The organism is Candidatus Omnitrophota bacterium, from assembly GCA_030695905.1.
Classification (GTDB): domain Bacteria; phylum Omnitrophota; class Gorgyraeia; order 2-01-FULL-45-10; family 2-01-FULL-45-10; genus CAZHPY01.
This window is the reverse complement of record JAUYOL010000036.1, coordinates 39,898-61,788: the sequence shown is the minus strand read 5'-3', so window position 1 is coordinate 61,788 and position 21,891 is coordinate 39,898. Positions and strand designations below refer to the sequence as shown.

Sequence of the window (21,891 nt, the reverse complement as noted above, 5' to 3'; positions counted from 1 at the left end):
AGTGATAATAGCTTTTTCGGGGATCGATGGTTCAGGCAAAACTACAGCTGCTGAATTTGTCTTGGATTATTTAAGAAAAAGAAATATTACGGCAGAATATTCGCATATTATACGGGATTCCTTTTATCATAAGATACTCCATAAGGTTATCGGGAAAGTTTCAAAAAACGCACAACGCTCTCTGGAAGAAAATCTCAGAAAGAAAAAAGGCGGTATATCTATTTTTATTTCGAAATGCATGAAAAAGATGGTTCTGTTCATCAATCTTTTGTGTTTTAACTTGCAGTATCACAGATATAAAAATAATATACAGCATAACATAGTTACGGACAGATATTTTTATGACGATATCGTGCAGGGCGTGTATTTGGGCATTATGAGAAAAGGTTTCCTTGTCATGTTTAAGAAATGTATAATACAGCCGGACATAGTATTTTTTCTAAGGTCGGAGCCGGCCCTGGCTTATGACAGAAAAAGGGAATACGATAAGGAATACTTCATAGTCAAGAGCGTTCTGTATGACGATATGTACAGGGCAGTGCCTAATGTGAGGATAGCCGAAGGCAGTATGGACAATATCAAAGGTGTGGTAAAAAATTATTTGGAAAAGGCCATCGGAAAATATGTCTAAAAAAAACATAGCACAACTAGTGCTGATTATTATTATAACGGCAGCGTTTGCCTTTTATATAAAGAAGAACTTTAATCAGATCAAAGAGGCGGTCTCAATAAAGCCGTATTTCCTTGTTTTGCTGGTGCTGCTTAATATTGCTAATAAAGTATGCCTTGGGCTTAAGACCAAGAAGATACTGGAGTCGTTCAATATAAGGCTTTTATTTAAGGAATGGTTCGGCATGTCATGCGTAAATAATTTCTATAATTATCTCGCCCCAAAAAGCGGCACTGCGGCCTGCGGCCTGTATTTAAAAAACAAGTATGATCTGGATTATAATAAATACATGGGTATATTGATCACAACAGGATTGATCACGATCCTTGCTTCGGGATTGGTTGGTTTCGCTTTCAGTTTATGCTCCGGTCTGCCGCACCGCATAGATAAAATAATTTTTCTAGTGCTATTTTTTGGCATGATCGCAGGGTCTCTGGTGCTTTTTTTAATGCCGAGGATTAAACTCCCCGAGAAGGGCCTCTTTGTAAAGATAAATGAATTTTTTGAAGGATGGGAAGTGCTTCGTAAAGACGCCAGGACAATCACGATCCTTTCTTTCTGGGATCTCCTGATAATATTGTCTATGGCGGCGCGTTATTTTGTGCTATTCAGGATATTTTCTTTGCCCGTTACATTCACTTCCTGCGTGCTTATAGCTCCATTTAATATCATAACGCATTTCATGAGCATAGTCCCGGGCGCCTACGGGATCAAAGAAGCTGCGGTAGGAGCTGTCTCTACATTGACCGATGTCTCATTCGCATCCGGCGCGCTCGCGACTCTTACCGACAGAATAATAACGATGACATTGACGTTCATATTGGGGCCTGTATTCAGTTTTATCTTATTGAGGCACGGTTTTGATAAGAAAAAAGGAGCTCTTTCGCATGAATAATCAAAGAATGTGCGCCATAGCCATAGCGGTATTCTTTATGTCTTTGTATTGTTTATTTTCAATCGGTCATTACGGCGGAGACGGTTATGAGGATTACCTTACCGCAAAAAGCATCGTGCTAAATCATAGCCTGGCATTTAATGACAGCCCTACCGATATAGATGGGTTTGGCTATATGAAAAAGTCGGGCATTGAGGGAAGTGGCGGAAATACATACAGCTCCAGAGGAGGTCTGGCCGTGCCTGTTATCCTTTCGGTATTTTTTTACACAGGTCATATAACCGCGCATTTTTTTAAAAACATCCCGCATGATTTCATAACAATGTTCTTTGTTTCTTTTTCCAACCCTCTTGTATCGGCAATAAATTGTCTGCTGATATTTATTATTTCCACAAATCTTTTTTTTTCAAGGCGTATTTCTATTATCCTGGCCTTCATCTACGGTCTGGCAACAATGGCCCCCGCATATTCGAGGACCGGGTTTGAGGAGCCGGTCATGATATTATTCATGCTTTTCGCTTTTTATTTTATCTTGAAGTACAAAAATTCCGCTGAAATAAAATATCTATTATTAGCAGGAACTGCGATAGGGCTATCGGTCTTTACAAAGTCAACCGCAATAATTTTCCTGCCGGCCTTTACTATTTATGCGTGTTGCCTGATATTCAGCGGAGCGCGGGCCAAGGCGGAGATTCTTAAGGATGCCTCTGTATTGTTAACGGTTTTAGCCGTATTCCTTGTTTTGATAACAGCATATAATTATGTTATTTACGGAAAATTATTAAAATTCGGGAGTAGGGAAGCGCTCGCGGTCACCGGGCGCGTGGCGGAAGCGCCACATGTGCTAAAGGGCTTATATTATTATCTGATAAGCACGGGAAAAGGATTTTTTATCTTTAATCTTCCCATTATCCTGTCTTTTATAGGCTTGGCAGGAATTTCCGGGAAAAGAAAAAAAGAGGCGGTCCTTTTTCTGCTTATCTTCATATCCAGCCTTATATTTTTTGCCATGTCTTTCAGGCGCGGGTCCCTCTTTGCCTGGGGGCCGCGCTATCTCTTGCCGTCTGTCGCATTTCTGATATTCTTGATAGGCGATTTTCTGGAAAATAATAAAAATTTAACCGCAAAATCAGCGGCGTGGGTTTTGTCTATTGCCGGTTTTTTCATCATGCTTCCGTGCATGCTTATAAATCAGTCAAAATTTTATTTCTTTGTCAAAGAAAAGCTTGGCATCCCGGAATACATGGTAAATTTTATTCCGGATCTTTCACCCATCCTGGGAGGATGGAAGATGGTTATTACCCGTATAATATTTATTACAAAGGGGTTAGACATTCCGTTTGTATATAATCCCGACTATAGACTTATCTCTCCTGTGAGAGGTAGTATGTCTGGTTATAATAATTTTGATTTTTGGTTTTTAAAGGTGCTTGGTATAAGGTCCGAATATAATATGCAGGTCTTTGGCCTGTTATTGCTACTTGTCATAGCCGTCGCATTTTCGCTTACCTATATAGTACGGAGCACTTATTCAAAAGCAGCGGTAAAGGACTAAGGTATTAGAGATGGATGCTCATATAGTAATATTGAATTATAACGGCGTAGATATATTGAAGGAGTATCTACCGCTTGTCGTGAAAGAAGCGGGGAACTCATCTCATAATGTTAAAGTTACGGTCCTTGACAATAAGAGCAGCGACAATAGCGTCGCTTTTATAAAAGAGAACTTTCCTTCAGTTAATGTTGTGGTTGCAAAGGTCAACCGTATTGTGGCATCATACAATGATTTTTTGGGAACGATACCCGAAAAGATAATACTTCTTTTGAATAACGATGCTTACATGGCGCCGGGCTGCATAGATCGCCTGATAGAGAGATTGAATGATGATAAGGTTTTCGTGGCTGCGCCAAAGATCCTGGATAAGGAGGGTGTGAACATAACCGGCGGATGTATGGATTTTTCAGTTAGAACGGGATTGTTCAGGAATAAGTTAAAGAATATGAATAAAAATGATTATACCTTTTTCGTGGGAAGCACTGCCGCGTATGACAGAGAAAAATTCATGGCACTGGGAGGCTATGACCCAATATACCTGCCGGGCACATACGAAGACATGGACCTGTGCTATAGGGCATGGCAGAGGGGATGGCTGTGTGTTTATGAGGAGAGCGCAGTAGCGTATCATGAAGATTCCGCATCTTTCAAGAAGGTCTATGGCGAGAGGAGGCGGCAGAAGATGGCGGCGCGAAACGCGTATCTATTTGTATGGAAAAATATACATGACCCGGCGATTCTTTTTTCCAATATATTCTTATATCCACTCCTGATCATTTACAATGTCTTACGCATGCGTTCTGACCTGGTTGCCGGCAGCCTGTGGGCGCTTTCCATGTTGCCCAGGGTCATCCGCCGTAGAAGAGATGTCTTGCGGGCAATAGCGGTATCCGACAAAAAGATAAGACAGATATTTGAGGCGGAAAAATGAAGCTGGCTATATTAACAAGCGATATTATAGACGGCAGGATAGTGGCCGAAGAACTTTTAAGGATGGGCCGTTCAGTAAGCGCCATAGTGTATGAAAAAGGCGGAGCGAAAAAGCCCGTAGAGCGATTAAGGACGGATATAAAAAGCCTTTTATTAAAAGCAGCGGGAAGATTAAAATACGGAAGTTTCGAAGAAATGGCCGGGGATTTTCGGGGAGTAAAGGTAAAGTTTACGGAAAATATCAATAATCCTGATAGTGTAGATTTTCTTAATTCGATCAGGCCCGACCTGATTGTGGTTGTCGGGACGAGGAAACTAAAGAAGGAGGTATTCTCTATAGCGCCGGCAGGCGCTATAAATCTTCATTCTGGAATACTGCCGTTCTATCGCGGTTCGGACTCAGAGTTTTGGGCCCTTTACAATAATGAGCCTGACAGGGTCGGCGTCTCAATCCATTTCATAGACGAATCTCTCGATACCGGCGATGTAATAGTACAGGAAAGGCTGCGTGTACACCCTTGTGATACCATAGGCGGTCTGAGGATAAAAAATATATACCTGGGAGCGAAAAAAATAAACGAGGCCATCTCCCGGATCGAGGCAGGAGTTAAGGTCTATTCGGTGCAGGACAGTAATTTCTCAAAGACATACGGGAGGGCACGTCCCGAAGAAAAAGCCTCTCTAAAGAAACGGCTGTCAGAATGGCGGAAGCGCGATTCGGTGCTCAAAGTTTTTGGAGACGGATCAGTGTCGGTTGTGGAAGAGGTGGCAAAGAAGCCGCTTATTACTTACATGAAGGGCATGAAGATCGACTATCCGAATATATTTTGTTTGCGCATAGATGCAGACGAATATCATGAGGATACTATCTCTGCATTCAGCTCTTTGCTTACTAAATACCGGGATGCAATAACCATATTTGTCAATGCAGATAATTTTTCCGATAAACAGGACTTAATAAAAAGATGGCACAACGAGGGTATCGATATACAATCGCATGGGTTTTATCATCACACCTACGGCGATTATGAAAGCAACCGCCATAATATTAAAAAGGCGCGGTTATTTTTTGATGGCCTCGGCATTCCTACAAAGGGCTTCGTTTCTCCCGCAGGAAGGTGGAATCCGGGGCTCTCGCGCGCATTAGAAGACGAAGGCTATGAGTACTCTTCGGAGTTTTCATATGATTACTTGGGCCTTCCAACATATCCCAGCTTGGGCAGCAGGATATCGAATGTCCTGCAGGTTCCGGTCTTTCCCGTAGCTCCCGAATTATTTTTAAACGCGGGAATGAAGGATATCGATAAGATAACAACATATTACAAGAGAGCTATAGATGAGATGCTCTCATGCGGCCTTCCCGTTATCGTGTATGCTCATACAAGTAAATATAAAGAAGTGCCGATCATACTGAATAATATTTTGGAATACGCTATTTCCAAAAAATCCCTCATACCTTCCAACATGACGTTATTTTATAAATGGTGGAGAGGCAGACCTGCCGAGAATTGCTATCCAACCAGCGCCATATGCATAACAGGCTTTCCGAGCAGCGCTTTTTTAGGTAGCATTGTAAAAGAGAATTGTTATAAAATGCTTAAAAGGTTCGTAAGGCGATTAATTGATCTTGAACGGGTTACTCCTGCAGAAGAGTTAAAAGGGCCTCCAATAAGAAAAATAATGAAAAAATTTATTGTAAAAATGAAAGGGGATTGTTGATGAAAAGTTTTTATAAAAGTAAAAGAATATTGGTTACGGGGGCCGACGGTTTTATGGGTTCGCATCTTGCGGAAAGACTGCTTGCGGATGGCGCCAAAGTCTCGGTTTATGTGCGAGGTAATTCTACCATAGGGACTACTCAATATAACCTCAAGAACATAAAGCCGCTGGAAAGAAGGTTTGCAGAGATAATAACGGGCGATATAGCAAGTGCTGACTGCAGGACGCTGGTAAAGAATAATTGTCCGGAGATTATATTCCATCTCGCGGCCGATGCTTATGTGCCTAATTCCTTTACGCATCCCTTAGAAGTAATGGAAACTAATGTTTTAGGGACGCTGAACATGTTGCATGCTGTTATGGAAACGAAGTGCACAAAAAGGATCGTATGCACTTCGTCGAGCGAGATATACGGAATGACGCTGGGCAGGAGAATCAGTGAAGAGCACCCTCTTTATCCATCATCGCCATATGCGGCAAGCAAAGTAGCTGCTGACCGATATTGTTATGCCTATTGGAATACCTATCACATACCGGTTGCTATTATAAGACCATTTAATACTTATGGGCCGCGTCATACTTACGATGTCATACCGAAATTTATAGACCTTGCACTGAAAGGCGAAACATTGACGATACACGGTGACGGCAAACAGACCAGGGATTTTACATATGTTGATGATATGATCGATGCCTTCCTTGTTATGGGCTCTCATCCGAAAGCGGTGGGAAATGCAGTGAACTTTGGAAATGGTAAGGATGTCAGTGTGAATTATATCGCAAAGAAGATAATAGACATCTCAGGCAGCGATTCCAGGATAGTGCATACTGCCGACAGGGCGGCACAGGTTAGAAAATTGAATTGTAATTACGGCCTGGCAGAAAGACTATTCGGCTGGAAACCGAAAATCGGTATCGAGGAAGGATTGAGGAGAAACGTAGAATGGGCAAAAGAGAATCTAAGATAAATCCGGGTAAGGGCGTTACCATAGCAAAAACAGCTGTAGTGGATAGATCTGCCAGGATAGGAAAGGGGACCGCGGTCTGGCATTTTTCGCAGATCATGCGTGATGCCGCAATAGGAGAAGATTGTGTAATAGGTAACGGTGTATTCATCGACCGGAAAGTTGTGGTAGGCAACAATGTAAAGATCATGAGCAAGGCCCTCATCCACAGGGGTATTAAGATCGAGGACGATTGTTTTATCGGACCGGCAGCATGCTTTATCAATGATAAAAACCCCAGAAACTGTAAAACGCGGGATATAAGCTCTCCTGAATGGGTCATGGGCAAAGGCGCTTCTATAGGAGCGGGAGCCCTGATACTCTGTGATATCAACATAGGTAAGTATTCTTTAGTCGGGGCAGGCGCTGTCGTGACTAAAGACGTTGAGCCTCATGGCATAGTTGCCGGTAACCCGGCCCGCTTAATAGGGCATGTGTGTTTTTGTGGGGAGAAATTAGAGAAGCGTTCCGGGGATCATTATTGCAAGAGTTGTAAAAAGGCCGTACTTATATGAAGGTAGCAGAATTGAGATTAGAAGATAGAATAGATCTTGCCGCAGGCTGGTTCCTGAATTCAGGGATCCAATCCGAAGAAGGCGGTTTCTATGCCTGGCAGGACCTGAAAGATAAGAGTCATCCTTATATATATTCAGAGATCACAGGCTACGCCTTAACTCTCATGAGTTTCTTGTACACGGTTACAAAGAATGAGCTATTCATAAAGAAGGCCAGGCATGCGGCGCAGTGGATATTGCAGGACGCGCTTGACGCAAGCGGAGCTGTCCTGACGCGGAAGTATTTAAAAGACGTGGTGGAACATTACTCTTTCGAAAGAGGTAATATATATTCGTTTGATTGTGCAATGGTGGCTTTCGGGATGCTGAAACTGCATAAGATAACTGGGGAAAAGGATTATCTGGCGTGCGCGGAAAAGACAATAAAATTTTTGAATAATAGGATGGCGAAAGACATCGGTCTGTACTATCCTGTATTTGATACCAAAAAAGATAACGCATATGAATCTCCGGAGAAATGGTCGACCCAATCAGGAAGTTTCCACTCTAAGCTTGCGCTGTGCCTGTGTGAATTGGCATCGGTAAAAAAGGACAATACCTATAATGAGATGGCCGCGAAGCTGATAGATTCGTCGATAAAAAATTTCTATAAAGATAAAAGGTTCATAACAGGCATGCCTGAAGGGACGTCGCACCTTCATCCTTATAGCTACACCCTGGAAGGCATGCTTTATTATTCATATAAACTTAAAACCGACAAGTATAAAGATGTCATGCGGGATGCCTTCGGGTGGTTAGCCAGGTTTCAGCAGGAAAACGGCGGATTTCCGACGCGAATATCCGGCAGCGGAGCTATAGATATCGCGCATCAGCGCTGCGATATACAGGCGCAGGTACTGAGGCTTTCTCATTTTATAAGATCCGGTTCCGATAATAATAAACTCCTTGAAAGACTTTTATCTTTTCAGAATGTTGAGCAGGGCAGCAGGGGTGGTTTTATTTATGGCAGCGACCAGGATGGCGCCAGGCAGAATCATAGCAACTCGTGGTGCAGTATGTTTGCATTACAGGCACTTTATCTTGCAGTCGGTAAGATAAATAATTCTATGGTATTGGAATATATCATATGAGGAAAAAAATACTTCTTACTTTTATACTGGGGACAAGGCCCGAGATAATAAAACTTTCTCCGCTAATAAGGTTGTGCCAGAAAAGGCGCATCCCTTTTAATATAATCCACTCGGGCCAACACTATTCTTATGATATGGACAGGGTATTTTTTAAGGAACTCGGCCTGCCTAAACCGGATTATCGCCTGGATATAAGATCGAGAGCGCCTTACCTGCAGGGCGAGCATACCGGGAGAATGCTCATAGAGATCGAACGGATACTTTTGAAAGATATGCCCAGGGCGGTCATAGTCCAGGGCGATACTAACACGGTCCTTGCGGGTGCAATGACAGCAGAAAAGATCTCGACCACAAAAAGTTACACGGGGTTCGATATTAAAGTCGCTCATGTAGAGGCCGGTTTGAGGAGTTTTGACAGGACGATGCCGGAGGAGATAAACAGGTTCATAGTGGATCACATATCGGACTTTCTGTTTGTACCCACCGCCGTAGAAAAATGTCTGGTTTTAAAGGAAGGCGTGCCTGAAGGAAATATTTATATAACCGGCAACACTATAGTCGATGCCGTGTCTGCAAATCTGAAGCTGGCCCGCCAAAAAAATAACATTCTCAATGTGCATAAAATAAAAAAGAATAATTACATATTGCTGACTTTGCATAGGCAGGAGAATGTCGATTCGAAGGAGAGGTTTTCATCGATTGTGCGCGGTATTAAGCTGGTAGCGGAAACTCTCAGGATGCCTGTGATATTCCCGGCGCATCCGCGAACAGTAAAAAAGATGGAGAGGTTTAAATTGAGATTCGGCCGCAATGTCAGCGTATTGGCACCCGTAGATTTTCTATCATTCCTGAATCTTGAGGCATGTGCCTCTTTGATACTGACCGATTCAGGCGGGGTTCAGGAAGAGGCCTGTATACTAAAAGTGCCGTGTGTTACGTTGCGCGAAAACACGGAGCGGCCGGAAACAGTGAAAGTAGGTTCAAATATGCTCGGCGGGATAAAACCGGGTACCATCCTGAAGGCATCTTTAAAGATGGCTGATAAAAGAGGGGGTTGGGCGAACCCGTTCGGCGACGGTCACGCGGCAGAGAAGATGCTCTCTGTATTGTTAAAAAATTTAAGGTGAATATGCCAAAACAGATAAGGGTCGCATTCTTCGTATATCCTTCTGCGTTCCAGAATATAGGCGGCGGCGAAATTCTGCTTCTTAAGACAAGGGAGTATCTGGAAAAAGAGGGTATCTATTGTAAGCTTTTTGATATGTGGAATGACAAACTGGATGATTTCGATATCCTTCATGTCATCGGTGCCGTAAAGGATTGCCTCGGATTGATGAAGACCGCGAAAAATAAGGGCGTAAAGATAGTCCTGGACCCCGTATTCTTTTCAACCTTCCAAAGGGCGCTCTACGAACAGGGGAGCATGAAGAGCAAAATGATCTCATGTGTCCGCCATCTTACGAAAGTTCTATTCCCGTATTTTCCTTCTGGCAGGCGCAGGATGCTCCTTCTGGCAGACGCCTTGGTACCCAATTCATATATCGAAAAAAGGCAGCTTGAAAGGCTCTTCCTGATAGACGGGAAGAAGATGCATGTAATACCTAACTGCGTAGACAAAAGTTTCGCCGAAGGTGATAGAAATATTTTCATATCGAAATACGGGATAAAAAAATTTGTTTTATCCGTAGGGAGGATAGAACCGAGAAAGAATCAGCTGAATCTGATAAGGGCCCTGAAGGGTTTTGAGGTGCCATTGGTTATAATTGGTAGCCCAGTCTCTGATTATAAAGATTATTATGATAAGTGTAAATCCCAGGGCGGCGGCAACGTCGTATTTATCGAAAGGTTAGGGCACGAAGACCCTCTTTTAAAATCCGCTTACAATACTTGCGCTTGTTTCGTCTCGCAAGGGTGGTTTGAGACACCGGGTTTGGCTGCGCTGGAGGCAGGCCTGGCCGGCGCAAAGATCGCGACAACGGATAAAGGCTGTACAAAAGAGTATTTTCACGGATTTGCGGAATATTTTAATCCTGCCAATCCGGCAGATATAAGGCGCGCCGTGGAAAAAGTTTTACGCCAGGATAAGAATGATAATCTGAGAAACCATATAAAGAAAGAATTTTTGTGGGAAGTTGCCGCACGGAAAAACATAGAAGTATATAAGGGCATCCTGAAAATATAGTGCCTATGAAATATACATTTAAGAAAAATAGATACAAGCTCTTTATCCCGCTCCTTGATATTATAGGGAGCGTCATTTTTTTTCCCGCGAAGCTTTTAAAGCCGCCCGTTCCGTTAAGCCCAAAAAAAATACTTGTAGTTCGCCTTGATCACATAGGCGATTTTATATGCACAACCCCGTTATTCAAAAACCTTAAAAATAAATTTCCGGATGCAAAAATCACAGTTTTGATAAACTCGGTATCAAAAGAGTTGGCGTATAGAAATCCGTATATAGACAAAGTAATAACATTTTCGCCTTTTTATCTTGCGCGTAACGATAGGTCATCTATGCTGAAGGGATTGAGCCGTGTAATAAAAGACATAAAGGCCTTGTCCTTTGACATAGGGATAGACTCCCGCGGCGATCTCTTGTCGATATTATTGATGTGGCTGGGAGGTGTAAGATATAGAGTTGGTTACCCAATTACCGGCGGCGGTTTTCTTCTGCATGCAGAGGGCAGGTATGATAGAGATAGCCATATAATTGATAGAAATTTATCTTTGTTGGAAAAGATAAATATTCAGGTAGAAAGCAGGCTGCCGGAAGTTTATTTTAACGATAAAGATATAAGTGTTGTTAACGAGATTAAAAAGGAGTTCGGCCCAGGCAGCAAGAAATCCGTTGTATTGCATCCGTTTGCCGGAGCAAAGGCCAAAGAGTGGCCGATTGGTAATTTTCAAAAGATAATTAATTGGTTAAAAGAAAATGGCTATAATGTTTTTCTCGTAGGCTCCAAAGAAGATGCCGGTATTTTTAACGATGTTATTGATCTGAGAGGGGGTATTAACTTGCCTCAATTGGCGTACTTGATCAAAGATGCAGGATTTTTTATCGGGCTTGATTCAGGGCCTGCCAATATAGCGGCGGCATTGAATGTTTCGTCGGTAATAATATGTTCCGGGACCAATATACCCCAATTGTGGATTCAGAATAGTCCGAATGTAAAATTTGTGTATAAAGATACGAAATGCAAGCCATGTGAAAACAAGATCTGTCCCGAAGCAAAAACTAATGAATGCATGACATCGATATCTGTCGAAGAGGTAATAGATGCGGTGAAAGGGCTTGAACGATGAAGGTGTATTTCGATGCTCGAATGATAGACCATCCAGGAATAGGCAGGTATATAAGGTGTCTTTTGTCTCTTATTGGAGAAGCTGGGTCGGTTGACCTGTATCTTCTTGGCAATAAGAAAAAAATAAAAAAGCTTTTAGGTATAGAGAAGAATGTCATAGATTTTGACTATCCTATATATTCAATTCAGGAGCAGATCAGTTTCTTAAAACTAAAGAGTATTATTAAGGACGATATTCTTCACGTGCCTCACTATAATATCCCTGTTCTGGCAAAGTTTAGTCTTATTGCGACTGTCCATGATCTCATACATATTATTTATCCGGAAGGGGCCAGCGGAAGATTAGCTCCGGTGTATATGAGGTTTATGATGAATAGGATATTAAAGTCTGCTAAAGCAGTGATATGTGTTTCGCAGGCGACGAAGGATGAGTTGTCGAAGAGGTTTTTACCGCCGCGGTGTGCAAGTAGTTTTATGTGTTCCCACCGCCGCGGTGTGGCGGTTATTTACGAAGGAGTCGATGATGTTTTCAAAAAAATCACTGATTCGGCATACCTGCAAAGTGTAAAAGAAAAATACAATCTGCCGGATAAATTCTTATTATATGTCGGAAGCATCAGGAGACACAAGAATATAAAAACTCTTTTAGATGCCTTTAGTAACCTCAAACAAAGAGTTCCCGAAGCGCATCTTGTTATGGTGGGCAGGCTAAGCCAGGATATTGATATAAAGAAAGATGGGGTTCTGTATTTAGGTGAAGTGGAAAGCGATAAAGAGCTGGCTGTAATATATAATCTCGCTTCTTGTTTATTTAACCTGTCATTGTACGAGGGGTTTGGGCTCACTATATTGGAAGCTCAATCCTGTGGGTTGCCCGTGGTCTGCAGTGACATACCCGTTCATAGAGAGATAGGTCACGATGGCATTTTACCGGTCAACCCGTCTTATATTGACCAAATATACGAAAATCTGTATAATGTACTGTCTAATAATGATATAAGAAAAGCGCTTATAGCCAAAGGCTTGGAAAATACCAAGCGATTTAATTGGCAGGATACTGCCGATAGAACTGTAGAATTATATAGAAAGATCTATAATGAGGGTGGCGATAGTTCACGATTGGCTTCTGGGGATGCGCGGAGGAGAAAGAATCCTCAATGTTTTCTGCAAAATATTCCCCCAAGCTGAACTATTCACGCTTATTCATGATAAGGGTTCCGTAGATTCTATTCTTGAAGAGCGGCCCATCCATACATCTTTTTTACAGAATTTCCCCGGCATCAAGACAAAATACAGAAATTATTTACCTCTTTTCCCATTAGCGGTGGAAAGTTTTAACCTAAAAGGGTACGATCTTGTCATAAGCTCTTCGCATTGTGTGGCAAAGGGGGTTAAAAAGCCCGAAGGATCCTTCCATTTTTGTTACTGTTACAGCCCTATGCGCTATATGTGGGTGCTATTTGATCAGTATTTTGGTTCATACCCTCCATGGAAAAGATCGCTTGTACGATTATTTGGTGAATATCTGAAGAAATGGGATTTGAACACATTGCCAAGGGTAGATGAATTTGTCGCGATTTCAAATACCATAAAAGACAGAATAAGGGATGTATATAATCGAGATTCGACAGTAATATATCCTCCGGTTGAAATTGACAAGTTCAGATTTAATCCATTACGCAAAAAAGGTGATTACTATGTGTGTGTATCGGCCCTTGTGCCGTATAAGAGAGTTGATATAATGATAGAAGCTTTTAACAGGATGCCGGATAAAAAATTGGTCATTGTGGGAGATGGCAATGTCCGGAAGGAATGGGAAGCCAAGAAAAGCTCTCCCAATATCAAATTTACCGGATGGGTTAATCACGACGAGGTTGTTAAGATTTGTGAAGGGGCAAAAGCTTTTTTATTTGCGGCTTTCGAGGACTTCGGCATAGCGCCCGTAGAGGCGCAAGCCCTAGGGCTTCCGGTAATAGCGTTTGGCTTGGGTGGCATGACAGAGACGGTTATCCCTATAAATGGCGCTTCAAAAAATACTAATCCCACAGGGTTATTCTTTTTTGAACAGACTGCGGATTCACTCATAGAAGCTATAAATGAATTCGAAAAGAGAGAGGGTGAGTTTAATCCCACAGATTGCAGGCACAATGCTGAAAGATTTTCTGAAGATAAATTTGTTAGCGGCATAAAAAATTTTGTAAAGGAGAGGGCGGGAAGGGTTATTGTATGATATCCATTCTGAATAAAAAAAGGCTTAACATGTTCTTCTCCGGCCTCCTGATGGCGGGAGATTCTCTCGTTATATTCTTCGCGCTATTTCTTTCGTATGAAGTACGTTTTCATTCCAACTTTTTTTCAACTCCTTTGGGCATACCATCCTTGGACCATTACTATTTACCCGTATTATGGATAGCGGTCCTTCTTATTTTGGTAATGAACTCACAAAGTCTTTATCGTCCGGATCCTACAAAAAAATTTATCGATTATTTCTTTTCCATATTTAAAAGCGTCGGAATAACGATGCTCTTTGTTCTCGCAGGCACGTTTTTTTACAGAGAGAGGGCTTACTCCAGGTCCCTGATATTTATTACATGGGTAAACCTGGTCATATTGCTCGCGTTTTCCAGGTATCTGTTGGGCATATTTTATAAAAGAAGAATTTTGCCCAAAACAAGAAAGAGGATAATTATAGTCGGCAAGCCTGAAAGCATGGAGATAATCAAATCTCACGAGCGGTATTTCAGGCAATATGGCGATATCGTGGGTGTTGTATCTTCCAGAAAAGTTACGCAGGAATATCCTATCCTGATGAAAAATTTAGGGTCCATTGAGAATTTCGAAGAGGTTCTTAACGCAGTAAAGCCGGATGAGGTAATACTGTCAGATCTTGAATTACCCAGGAAGAAGATCATTGCCATGATACTTGAATCGGAAAAAAGGCTGGTAACATTCAAGATAGTAGCGGACCTATTTGACGTTCTTATTCAGCAATTCGAAGTGGAGAATATAAATGGTTTAAATCTGATCAGGATAAAAGAATCGCCCTTGAATTATGCGCATAATAGGTTCCTGAAAAGAGTTGTGGATTTTTTAGCTTCAGGCATTGGTATCGTCGCTATTTCTCCTTTTTTAGCCCTCGTAGCCATTATTGTGAAACTGGATTCAAGGGGGATGGTTTTATTCTTGCAGGAAAGAGTGACCGAAGGGGGCAGAATATTCAAAATATATAAGTTCAGGACGATGCGTCCCGAGGCAGAGGTTCAGACAGGTCCGGTATTTGCGCAGGAAAATGATGAGCGATGTACAAGAATAGGACGATTTCTAAGAATGTACAATATTGATGAGCTTCCGCAGCTATTCAACGTTCTCAAGGGCGATATGAGCCTTGTTGGACCCAGGCCGGAAAGACCTTATTTTGTAGATCAATTTAAAGACGGCATACCGCGCTACATGAGCCGCCACCATATAAAGGCCGGTATGACCGGATGGGCACAGGTGAATGGGTTTAGGCAGGGAACGCCGATAGAATCCAGGGTCAAATATGATTTATATTATGCTGAAAACTGGTCGATATGGTTCGATCTTAAAATAATACTTATGTCGCTATTTGCGCTGAAAAATGCTTATTAATACATTTAATATTTTGACCGAAGCTTCTATATATCTCCTTTTACTAGGTATTACTTTTTCAAATTCCGCAACAGAGATATTTGCTATATCCACAATATGCTTTTTCATCGTAAAGAAGTTATTCCTAAAAAGCTACAAGCTGCCTAAAACACCTATTAATTTTCCAATATATATATTGTGTGCAGTTATATTGGTGACATTTTTTAGGAGTGCCTACTTTAACGAGAGTATACGAGGGTTTTTGCGAATAATTAAATTTGTATTCCTATTCTTCGCCCTTACCGACTTTTTTAGCGGTAACAAAAAACTGCTCGGCAGAACATTTTGGGTGATTGTGGGTATATCATGCTTTACTTTTTTTAATGGGATATTTCAGTCGGTATTTAATTTCGATATGGTGCGGCATAATGAGATCGCCCTTACCGACAAATTACACAGAATATCGGGTTCATTTGCTCATCCCAACGATTTTGCGGCATATATAATAGCCATTTTACCTATATCGCTCTGTTTTTTATGTCCTTACTTTAAAAAGAACCACAGGGCCTTTATTGCAATAAACTGTATCTTGGGAGCCTACTGTCTTATAAGGACCTCGTCCAGAGGGGCATGGGTAGCTTTTCTGTTAGGCATGATAGTCTACTTCTATTTTTATAATAAGAAAATTTCGGTTATTATTCCTTTAGCAATAATATCGGTTGTTATGTTGTCCCCGCATGGCTTCGACAGAATTAAGGGACTTTTTGCTTTTGAACAAAATACGGTATGGGAGAGGACTCAGCTATGGAAGGGCACATGGGAGATGATTAAAGTGCATCCTTTTTTTGGTTTTGGTGTCAATACTTTTTCCAGGTACTTTCCTATTTATAAGCCATCGGAATATTGGGGTATTATGTACTCTCATAACTCATATCTGCAGATGTGGTCTGAGATAGGAATATTCGGGCTTGCCGCTTTCCTTTCAGCCATATTTATTGTAGTAAAACAAACAGTGCGAGATCTAAGGAAGAAAATAAAAAGCGGCGTCGAAGGATTTATACTTTTAGGTGCACTGGCCGGCTATGTGGCATTTCTTATACAGTCTGGGCTGGATACCAATCTATTTTCTCTAAGGCTTACCACTCTTTTTTGGGTGATGACCGCATACATAGTGTCGTTAAATAAGTTTTTGGAAGAAAAAATTTAAATATGCCAAAGAATTATTCCATATCTGCAGTGGTTCTGTCCAAAAATTCGGAAAAGAAGATAGGCGATTGCCTGAAATCGCTTACCGGCTGGGCGGATGAAATTATTATTGTTGACGGCGAGAGCACTGACAATACTGCCAAAATAGTGGAAAGTTTTAACGCAAAAGTTTATCCACATAAATTTCTCGGAGAGTTTTCAGCCGAAAGAAACTTTGGTAGCGACAAAGCCTCCAGCCAATGGGTGCTGCAGCTTGACAGTGACGAGGTCATAACGGATGACTTTAAGCAAAAGTGCGACCTGATTTTGCCGGCCACGAATTATAACGCCTTTAAGTTCAGGAGAAAGAATATATTTTTGGGCCACGCTTTTACTTATGGCGGATGGTATCACTGGTCCCAGCATCTTTTTAGGAAAAATAAGGCTCGATATGAAGGAAGGGTGCATGAAAAGATGATAGTTGACGGGGATGTGGGACACCTTGATGCCGATATTATGCATACCCCGTTTGATTCGATATCGGAGTTTATCGATAGACAGAATAGATATACGGATTTGCAGGCCAGGGATATTATCGATACGGAGAAAGATCTTTCCATTAGGAACATAAAATATAATCTTAGAGCGAAACCAGCCAAGCTATTTAAAAAGATGTATATTAAAAACAAGGGTTATAAAGAGGGACTGTATGGATTTGTATTTGCTATCCTTTTTTCATGGGTGCATTTCTTAAAGTGGGCGAAGGTTTGGGAGTTAGTCAAAGATAGAAAAAACATTCTCGTTATGAGAAATGACAGATTTGGTGAATTCTTGCTCAATATCCCGGCAATACGCGCGTTAAAAGAAAAATTTCCAGCCTCAAAAATAATATTGGCTGTGGATAATCATGTAAAAGAAATTGCTGCGAAGATTCCTAATGTTGATGAAGTTATCGTGTGGAAGAGTGGAAAGCATTCTATGGTCGATATCCTTAAATTCTCCGGCCTGCTAAAGAAAAAGAGTATAGATATTGTATTTGTAATGAATCCTTCGAAAGATTCCAATATAGCGGTAAAGATAGCCGGTATCCCGGAGCGTATTGGTTATGCGCATAAGTGGGATTTTCTTCTGACGAAAAAGATAGAAGACAGGAAATATCTTGCACAAAAGCACGAGATTGAATATAACCTCGATCTTGTAAGAATAGTCGGAGCCGATACGAAAGATAAAAGCCTTTCTTTGAAAATTAACGAAACGGAATTACGCTGCTGCGGCGCTATGCCAATTAGCCGGGATTTCACCGCGGCGGTGGGATTAATCGTCATCCACCCCTGGACAAGTGACGCTATAAAACAGTGGCCCGTGGAACGGTTTCGCGAATTGGCGCTAAAGTTGGTAAAAGAATTTAACCTGGATGTTGTGATTGTGGGCGGCAAGGATGAAATAGAAAAAAGCGCAAGCTTCAATTATATAAATGACCGCATATTGAATCTAACAGGTAAGACGACGCTGCCGCAACTGGCGGCTATATTAAAGAAGTCAGGGCTTTTAATTTCCGGAGATTCGGGTCCGGTGCATCTTGCCTGCAGCGTAGGGACGCCAGTAATCGCGTTATTTAGAAATGATATGCCGGGTAAAGGTCCTAAAAGATGGGGGCCGTGGGGAAGTGGAAATATAGTTATCGAAAAAAATAACCTCTCCGATATCAGCGTAGAAGAGGTTTTAGATAAGGTAAGAGAGTGGAAAAATTCCTCATCATCAATCCTTTCGGTATAGGCGATGTATTGTTTACAACGCCTGTCATCAAAGCCATAAAAGAGAAGCATCCTGGTAGTTATATAGGTTATTGGTGCAATGAAAGAGTGGGGGAGTTGCTAAAAGGTAACCCCGATATTAGTAAGGTCTTCCCGCTATCAAGAGGTGATATTAAAAGGATCTATAAGGGCCTAAAAGGGATTAATAAGGGGTTAAAAGGGTTGGGGGCGTTATCGGGTTTGATAATGGGAATAAGAAGGGAAAGGTTTGATGCGGCTTTTGACTTTTCGCTTGATACTAGATACGGCTTATGGTCAAAACTGGCAGGAATAAAGAAACGCATAGGTTTTGACTATAAGGCAAGAGGCCGGTTTCTCACCGATAGGATTGTTTTAACGGGTTACTCCGGCAAGCATGTGGTCGAATATTACGCTGACCTTTTAAAGCTTATAGAAGTTTACCCAAAAGATAAATCGCTTTACCTAAATGTGTCGGATGAAAATAAGGCTAATGCAAGAAGAAGGTTGTCACAATCAGGAGTCGATCTATCCAGGCCCGTAATAGGGATAGCGATGGGCGGAGGGGCCAGCTGGGGGAAAGATGCTTTTTATAAGCAATGGCCGGCAGAAAATTTCGGACAGTTGGCGCAGAAAATATCCAGAGAAGCGGGTGCTCATATAGTTTTATTGGGTAGTTCGGATGAAAAATTGCTTGCCGGTAAAATAATTGATATTGCCGGCAATAAAAATATAGCAGATCTTACAGGAAAGTTCGACTTGGAAGAATTGGCGGCCGCTATAAAAGAATTAAGTATTTTAGTCTGCAACGATGGCGGCCCTTTGCACATGGCGGTAGCGTTGGGGGTAAGTACGGTTTCTATATTCGGCCCTGTCGATGAAAAGGTATATGGCCCTTATCCGCCCGGCCAAAAGCATGCGGTGATAAAGAAGGATGTATCCTGCAGGCCGTGTTATAAGGATTTTCGTTTTAATGGATGCGACAACGACAGGCGATGCCTCGAAGATGTGAGCGTTGATGAGGTATTTCAAAAAGTGAAAGACATGTTATGCGCTGCGACATAGTCATTCCGGTATGGAATCAACTTGAGCTTACGAAAGATTGTATAGACTCAATAGTAAAAAATACCGGAGATGTGGATTATAGGATAATTGTAATAGATAACGCGAGCGGTGAAGAGACCAAAAGCTATCTTGAGGGCTTGAGACAACCGCTGGGCAGGAAGCTGCTTCTTATAAGGAATGAAAATAATCTTGGGTTTGTCAAAGCGGCGAATCAGGGCGTGAGGTTGTCGGATGCCTCATATGTTTGCTTACTGAATAACGATGCCGTAACCGCAAACGGTTGGCTTGGCGAGATGATAAGAGTTGCCGAAGCTTCGTCTATAATAGGCCTTGTAAATCCTTCGAGTAATACTATGGGTCAGAAGCCCGATAAGGGGGCATCTATAGAGGAATATGCTTTGAGTATGAGAAGAGAGCCCGGGACATGGGAAGAGATAGGCTCCGCCATAGGTTTTTGCATGCTCATTAAAAAAGATGTCATTAACAAGATAGGCGTATTCGATGAAATATATGGTATGGGGAACTTTGAAGATACTGACTATTCCCGTCGCGCGATAAAAGCCGGATTTTTATGCGCGAGGGCAAGCGGCGCTTATGTTTATCACAGGGAAGGGACGTCATTCGGCCGCGATCAAGTCTTTGATGAAAATTTTGAACGTAATAGGCAGATCTATGAATTCAGGTGGGGCAAGCGCAGGTGGATAGCCTATATCCTGGATCCGGTAGATGAGTATATGCTGGTCAAATTCAATAAAGACGCGCTCAATACGGCCAGGAACGGTTTTTGGGTGTGGGCGTTTTCAAGAAAACGTTTGGATTTGCCGCGCCATTCCAATATAATAGCAGCTGAATTCGGCAAATTCTTTTGCATGAAGACGCTTTTTAAGATTTTATTCAAAAAAAAGAGATTCAGTGAAATATACGTTGCGGATGAAAGATTGATAAAAGTCTTAGAAGGGCTATCGTTTATCCACAAAGCAAAAGTCTACTCTTATTGATGAATTACACCGCCCCGGTGTCATAGTAGCATGCTACACTTCCACCGGGGCGGTGTAAAAGGAGTTACAATGGAGAAAGTTCCAGTTCCAGTTTCAGTGGTAGTGATAACAAAGAATGAAGAAGGCAATATAGCCGATTGCCTTAAAAGCGTATCGTGGGCTGACGAAATAATCGTGTTGGATGATAATAGTATCGATAAGACAGTAGAGATAGCAAAACAATTTACGGGAAGGGTATTTTTTAGGAAAATGGATGTTGAGGGTGCTCATAGGAATTATGCTTATAGTTTGGCGAAGAATGATTGGGTGCTTAGTCTTGATGCTGATGAGAGGGTCAGCCAGGAGCTTGCGAGTGAGTTACGGGAGTTGTTTAAAAAACCCATAAAAGACGTAGTTTTTTGCATACCAATAAAAACATATTTGGGAAAAAAATGGATCCGATACGGAGGATGGTACCCCGCCAGCAAAGACAGGCTTATAGACAAACGCATTGTCAGGTACGAAGAGAAGGGTGTGCATCCAAAGATAATATATCATGGCAGCTGCGGCCGTTTCTTAAAGGGGGATATCATACATTATTCTTATAATAATTTTCATGATTTCTTCCAGAGCCTCAACAACCAGACTACGCTCGAGGCAAAGAAATGGTTTGAAGAGAAGAGAAAAATCGGATTTCTCAAGGCGTATCGTAAATTTTTATCGAGGTTTTTAAGATATTATTTATTCGAGCAGGGATTTAGAGATGGGCTGGTGGGTTTAATGGCAGCCTGGGGTGGAGGCTTCTATCAAATAATGTCGTATGTTAAATATTGGGAGATGCTGCAGAATGAAAAAGAAAGGAAGGTCAAGTGAGCGCTACACTTTCCGTCGTAATGCCCGTATATAATGAAAAAAATACAGTTTTAAAGATTGTCGATAAGGTATTAAAGCTCAATATTGTAAAAGAGATAATAGTTGTTGACGATTATTCTACTGATGGAACCAGGGAGCTATTAAAAAGTGCAAAATTAGACAGTCGAGTTAAGCTATTATTTCACGATAAGAACATGGGTAAGGGCGCGGCTTTACGAACGGGTTTTAAAAACATAACCGCGGATGTTGCCGTTATACAGGACGCTGACCTGGAGTACGACCCTAATGAATTCACTGAAATGATAAAGCCTATTCAGGCGGGCTTAGCCGATGCTGTGTATGGCTCCAGGCTGTCAGGAGGTAAGCCGCAGAGGGTGCACCTATTCTGGCACAGAGTCGGCAATGATTTTCTCACATTCTTGACTAACCTTTTATATAATACAACACTCTCTGATATGGAAACGTGTTACAAGATGTTTAAGAAAGATGTTATAGCTGCAATTTCTATAAAGTCCAATGATTTTTCTGTAGAGCCGGAACTTACAGCCAAAATATTAAAGAATAAGAACCTTAGGATATATGAGATGCCGATATCGTATTATGGTAGAAATTATGCCGAAGGTAAAAAGATCAATTGGACACATGGATTCGGTGCATTGTGGGCGTTGCTAAAATATAGGTTTGTCGATTAGA

The 21,891-nt window shown here is 41.7% G+C and carries 20 protein-coding genes; all 20 read left to right on the top strand.

Going from position 1 to position 21,891, the window contains the following annotated elements; genetic code table 11:
* The first annotated feature begins 1 nt into the window (after nucleotide 1).
* Nucleotides 2-631: a hypothetical protein gene (locus Q8R38_05680; protein MDP3791512.1), complete on the top strand. Its 630-nt coding sequence runs from the start codon at nucleotides 2-4 to the stop codon at nucleotides 629-631.
* On the top strand, nucleotides 624-1,565 hold the full coding sequence (locus Q8R38_05675) for a lysylphosphatidylglycerol synthase transmembrane domain-containing protein (protein ID MDP3791511.1): 942 nt from the start codon (nucleotides 624-626) through the stop codon (nucleotides 1,563-1,565). Before Q8R38_05680 ends, Q8R38_05675 begins: the two co-directional genes overlap by 8 nt.
* Complete coding sequence (locus Q8R38_05670) at nucleotides 1,558-3,120, top strand: glycosyltransferase family 39 protein (protein MDP3791510.1); 1,563 nt, start codon at nucleotides 1,558-1,560, stop codon at nucleotides 3,118-3,120. Before Q8R38_05675 ends, Q8R38_05670 begins: the two co-directional genes overlap by 8 nt.
* Before the next feature lie 10 nt (nucleotides 3,121-3,130).
* Nucleotides 3,131-4,051 carry a glycosyltransferase gene (locus Q8R38_05665; protein ID MDP3791509.1) on the top strand — a complete coding sequence of 307 codons (921 nt, stop codon included), beginning with the start codon at nucleotides 3,131-3,133 and terminating at the stop codon, nucleotides 4,049-4,051.
* A complete protein-coding gene (locus tag Q8R38_05660) occupies nucleotides 4,048-5,769 on the top strand; it encodes a formyltransferase family protein (GenBank protein ID MDP3791508.1) in 1,722 nt (573 codons plus the stop codon). The genes Q8R38_05665 and Q8R38_05660 overlap by 4 nt, the downstream gene beginning before the upstream one ends.
* Complete coding sequence (locus Q8R38_05655) at nucleotides 5,769-6,737, top strand: GDP-mannose 4,6-dehydratase (protein MDP3791507.1); 969 nt, start codon at nucleotides 5,769-5,771, stop codon at nucleotides 6,735-6,737. Before Q8R38_05660 ends, Q8R38_05655 begins: the two co-directional genes overlap by 1 nt.
* Nucleotides 6,713-7,288: an acyltransferase gene (locus tag Q8R38_05650; GenBank protein ID MDP3791506.1), complete on the top strand. Its 576-nt coding sequence runs from the start codon at nucleotides 6,713-6,715 to the stop codon at nucleotides 7,286-7,288. The genes Q8R38_05655 and Q8R38_05650 overlap by 25 nt, the downstream gene beginning before the upstream one ends.
* Nucleotides 7,285-8,418, top strand: coding sequence for a glycoside hydrolase family 76 protein (locus tag Q8R38_05645; protein MDP3791505.1), 1,134 nt, complete (start codon nucleotides 7,285-7,287; stop codon nucleotides 8,416-8,418). Before Q8R38_05650 ends, Q8R38_05645 begins: the two co-directional genes overlap by 4 nt.
* Nucleotides 8,415-9,545 carry a UDP-N-acetylglucosamine 2-epimerase (non-hydrolyzing) gene (gene wecB, locus Q8R38_05640; GenBank protein MDP3791504.1) on the top strand — a complete coding sequence of 377 codons (1,131 nt, stop codon included), beginning with the start codon at nucleotides 8,415-8,417 and terminating at the stop codon, nucleotides 9,543-9,545. Before Q8R38_05645 ends, wecB begins: the two co-directional genes overlap by 4 nt.
* Before the next feature lie 2 nt (nucleotides 9,546-9,547).
* On the top strand, nucleotides 9,548-10,600 hold the full coding sequence (locus Q8R38_05635; protein MDP3791503.1) for a glycosyltransferase: 1,053 nt from the start codon (nucleotides 9,548-9,550) through the stop codon (nucleotides 10,598-10,600).
* A 5-nt stretch (nucleotides 10,601-10,605) separates the two neighbouring features.
* Nucleotides 10,606-11,718 (top strand): glycosyltransferase family 9 protein, encoded by a 1,113-nt coding sequence (locus Q8R38_05630; protein MDP3791502.1) that lies wholly within the window; start codon nucleotides 10,606-10,608, stop codon nucleotides 11,716-11,718.
* Nucleotides 11,715-12,905, top strand: coding sequence for a glycosyltransferase family 1 protein (locus Q8R38_05625; GenBank protein ID MDP3791501.1), 1,191 nt, complete (start codon nucleotides 11,715-11,717; stop codon nucleotides 12,903-12,905). Before Q8R38_05630 ends, Q8R38_05625 begins: the two co-directional genes overlap by 4 nt.
* Nucleotides 12,814-13,947 carry a glycosyltransferase gene (locus tag Q8R38_05620; protein ID MDP3791500.1) on the top strand — a complete coding sequence of 378 codons (1,134 nt, stop codon included), beginning with the start codon at nucleotides 12,814-12,816 and terminating at the stop codon, nucleotides 13,945-13,947. The genes Q8R38_05625 and Q8R38_05620 overlap by 92 nt, the downstream gene beginning before the upstream one ends.
* Nucleotides 13,944-15,347 carry a sugar transferase gene (locus Q8R38_05615; GenBank protein MDP3791499.1) on the top strand — a complete coding sequence of 468 codons (1,404 nt, stop codon included), beginning with the start codon at nucleotides 13,944-13,946 and terminating at the stop codon, nucleotides 15,345-15,347. Before Q8R38_05620 ends, Q8R38_05615 begins: the two co-directional genes overlap by 4 nt.
* Nucleotides 15,348-15,588: 241 nt before the next feature.
* On the top strand, nucleotides 15,589-16,533 hold the full coding sequence (locus Q8R38_05610) for an O-antigen ligase family protein (protein MDP3791498.1): 945 nt from the start codon (nucleotides 15,589-15,591) through the stop codon (nucleotides 16,531-16,533).
* A 2-nt stretch (nucleotides 16,534-16,535) separates the two neighbouring features.
* Nucleotides 16,536-18,287, top strand: coding sequence for a glycosyltransferase family 9 protein (locus Q8R38_05605; GenBank protein ID MDP3791497.1), 1,752 nt, complete (start codon nucleotides 16,536-16,538; stop codon nucleotides 18,285-18,287).
* Nucleotides 18,251-19,348, top strand: a complete 1,098-nt coding sequence (locus tag Q8R38_05600; GenBank protein ID MDP3791496.1) for a glycosyltransferase family 9 protein — start codon at nucleotides 18,251-18,253, stop codon at nucleotides 19,346-19,348. The genes Q8R38_05605 and Q8R38_05600 overlap by 37 nt, the downstream gene beginning before the upstream one ends.
* Nucleotides 19,333-20,346 carry a glycosyltransferase family 2 protein gene (locus Q8R38_05595; GenBank protein ID MDP3791495.1) on the top strand — a complete coding sequence of 338 codons (1,014 nt, stop codon included), beginning with the start codon at nucleotides 19,333-19,335 and terminating at the stop codon, nucleotides 20,344-20,346. Before Q8R38_05600 ends, Q8R38_05595 begins: the two co-directional genes overlap by 16 nt.
* Nucleotides 20,347-20,415: 69 nt before the next feature.
* The gene (locus Q8R38_05590) at nucleotides 20,416-21,198 is read left to right on the top strand and encodes a glycosyltransferase family 2 protein (protein MDP3791494.1); all 783 of its coding nucleotides are present in this window, start codon (nucleotides 20,416-20,418) and stop codon (nucleotides 21,196-21,198) included.
* A complete protein-coding gene (locus tag Q8R38_05585) occupies nucleotides 21,195-21,890 on the top strand; it encodes a glycosyltransferase family 2 protein (GenBank protein MDP3791493.1) in 696 nt (231 codons plus the stop codon). The genes Q8R38_05590 and Q8R38_05585 overlap by 4 nt, the downstream gene beginning before the upstream one ends.
* The last annotated feature ends 1 nt before the right edge of the window (nucleotide 21,891 follow it).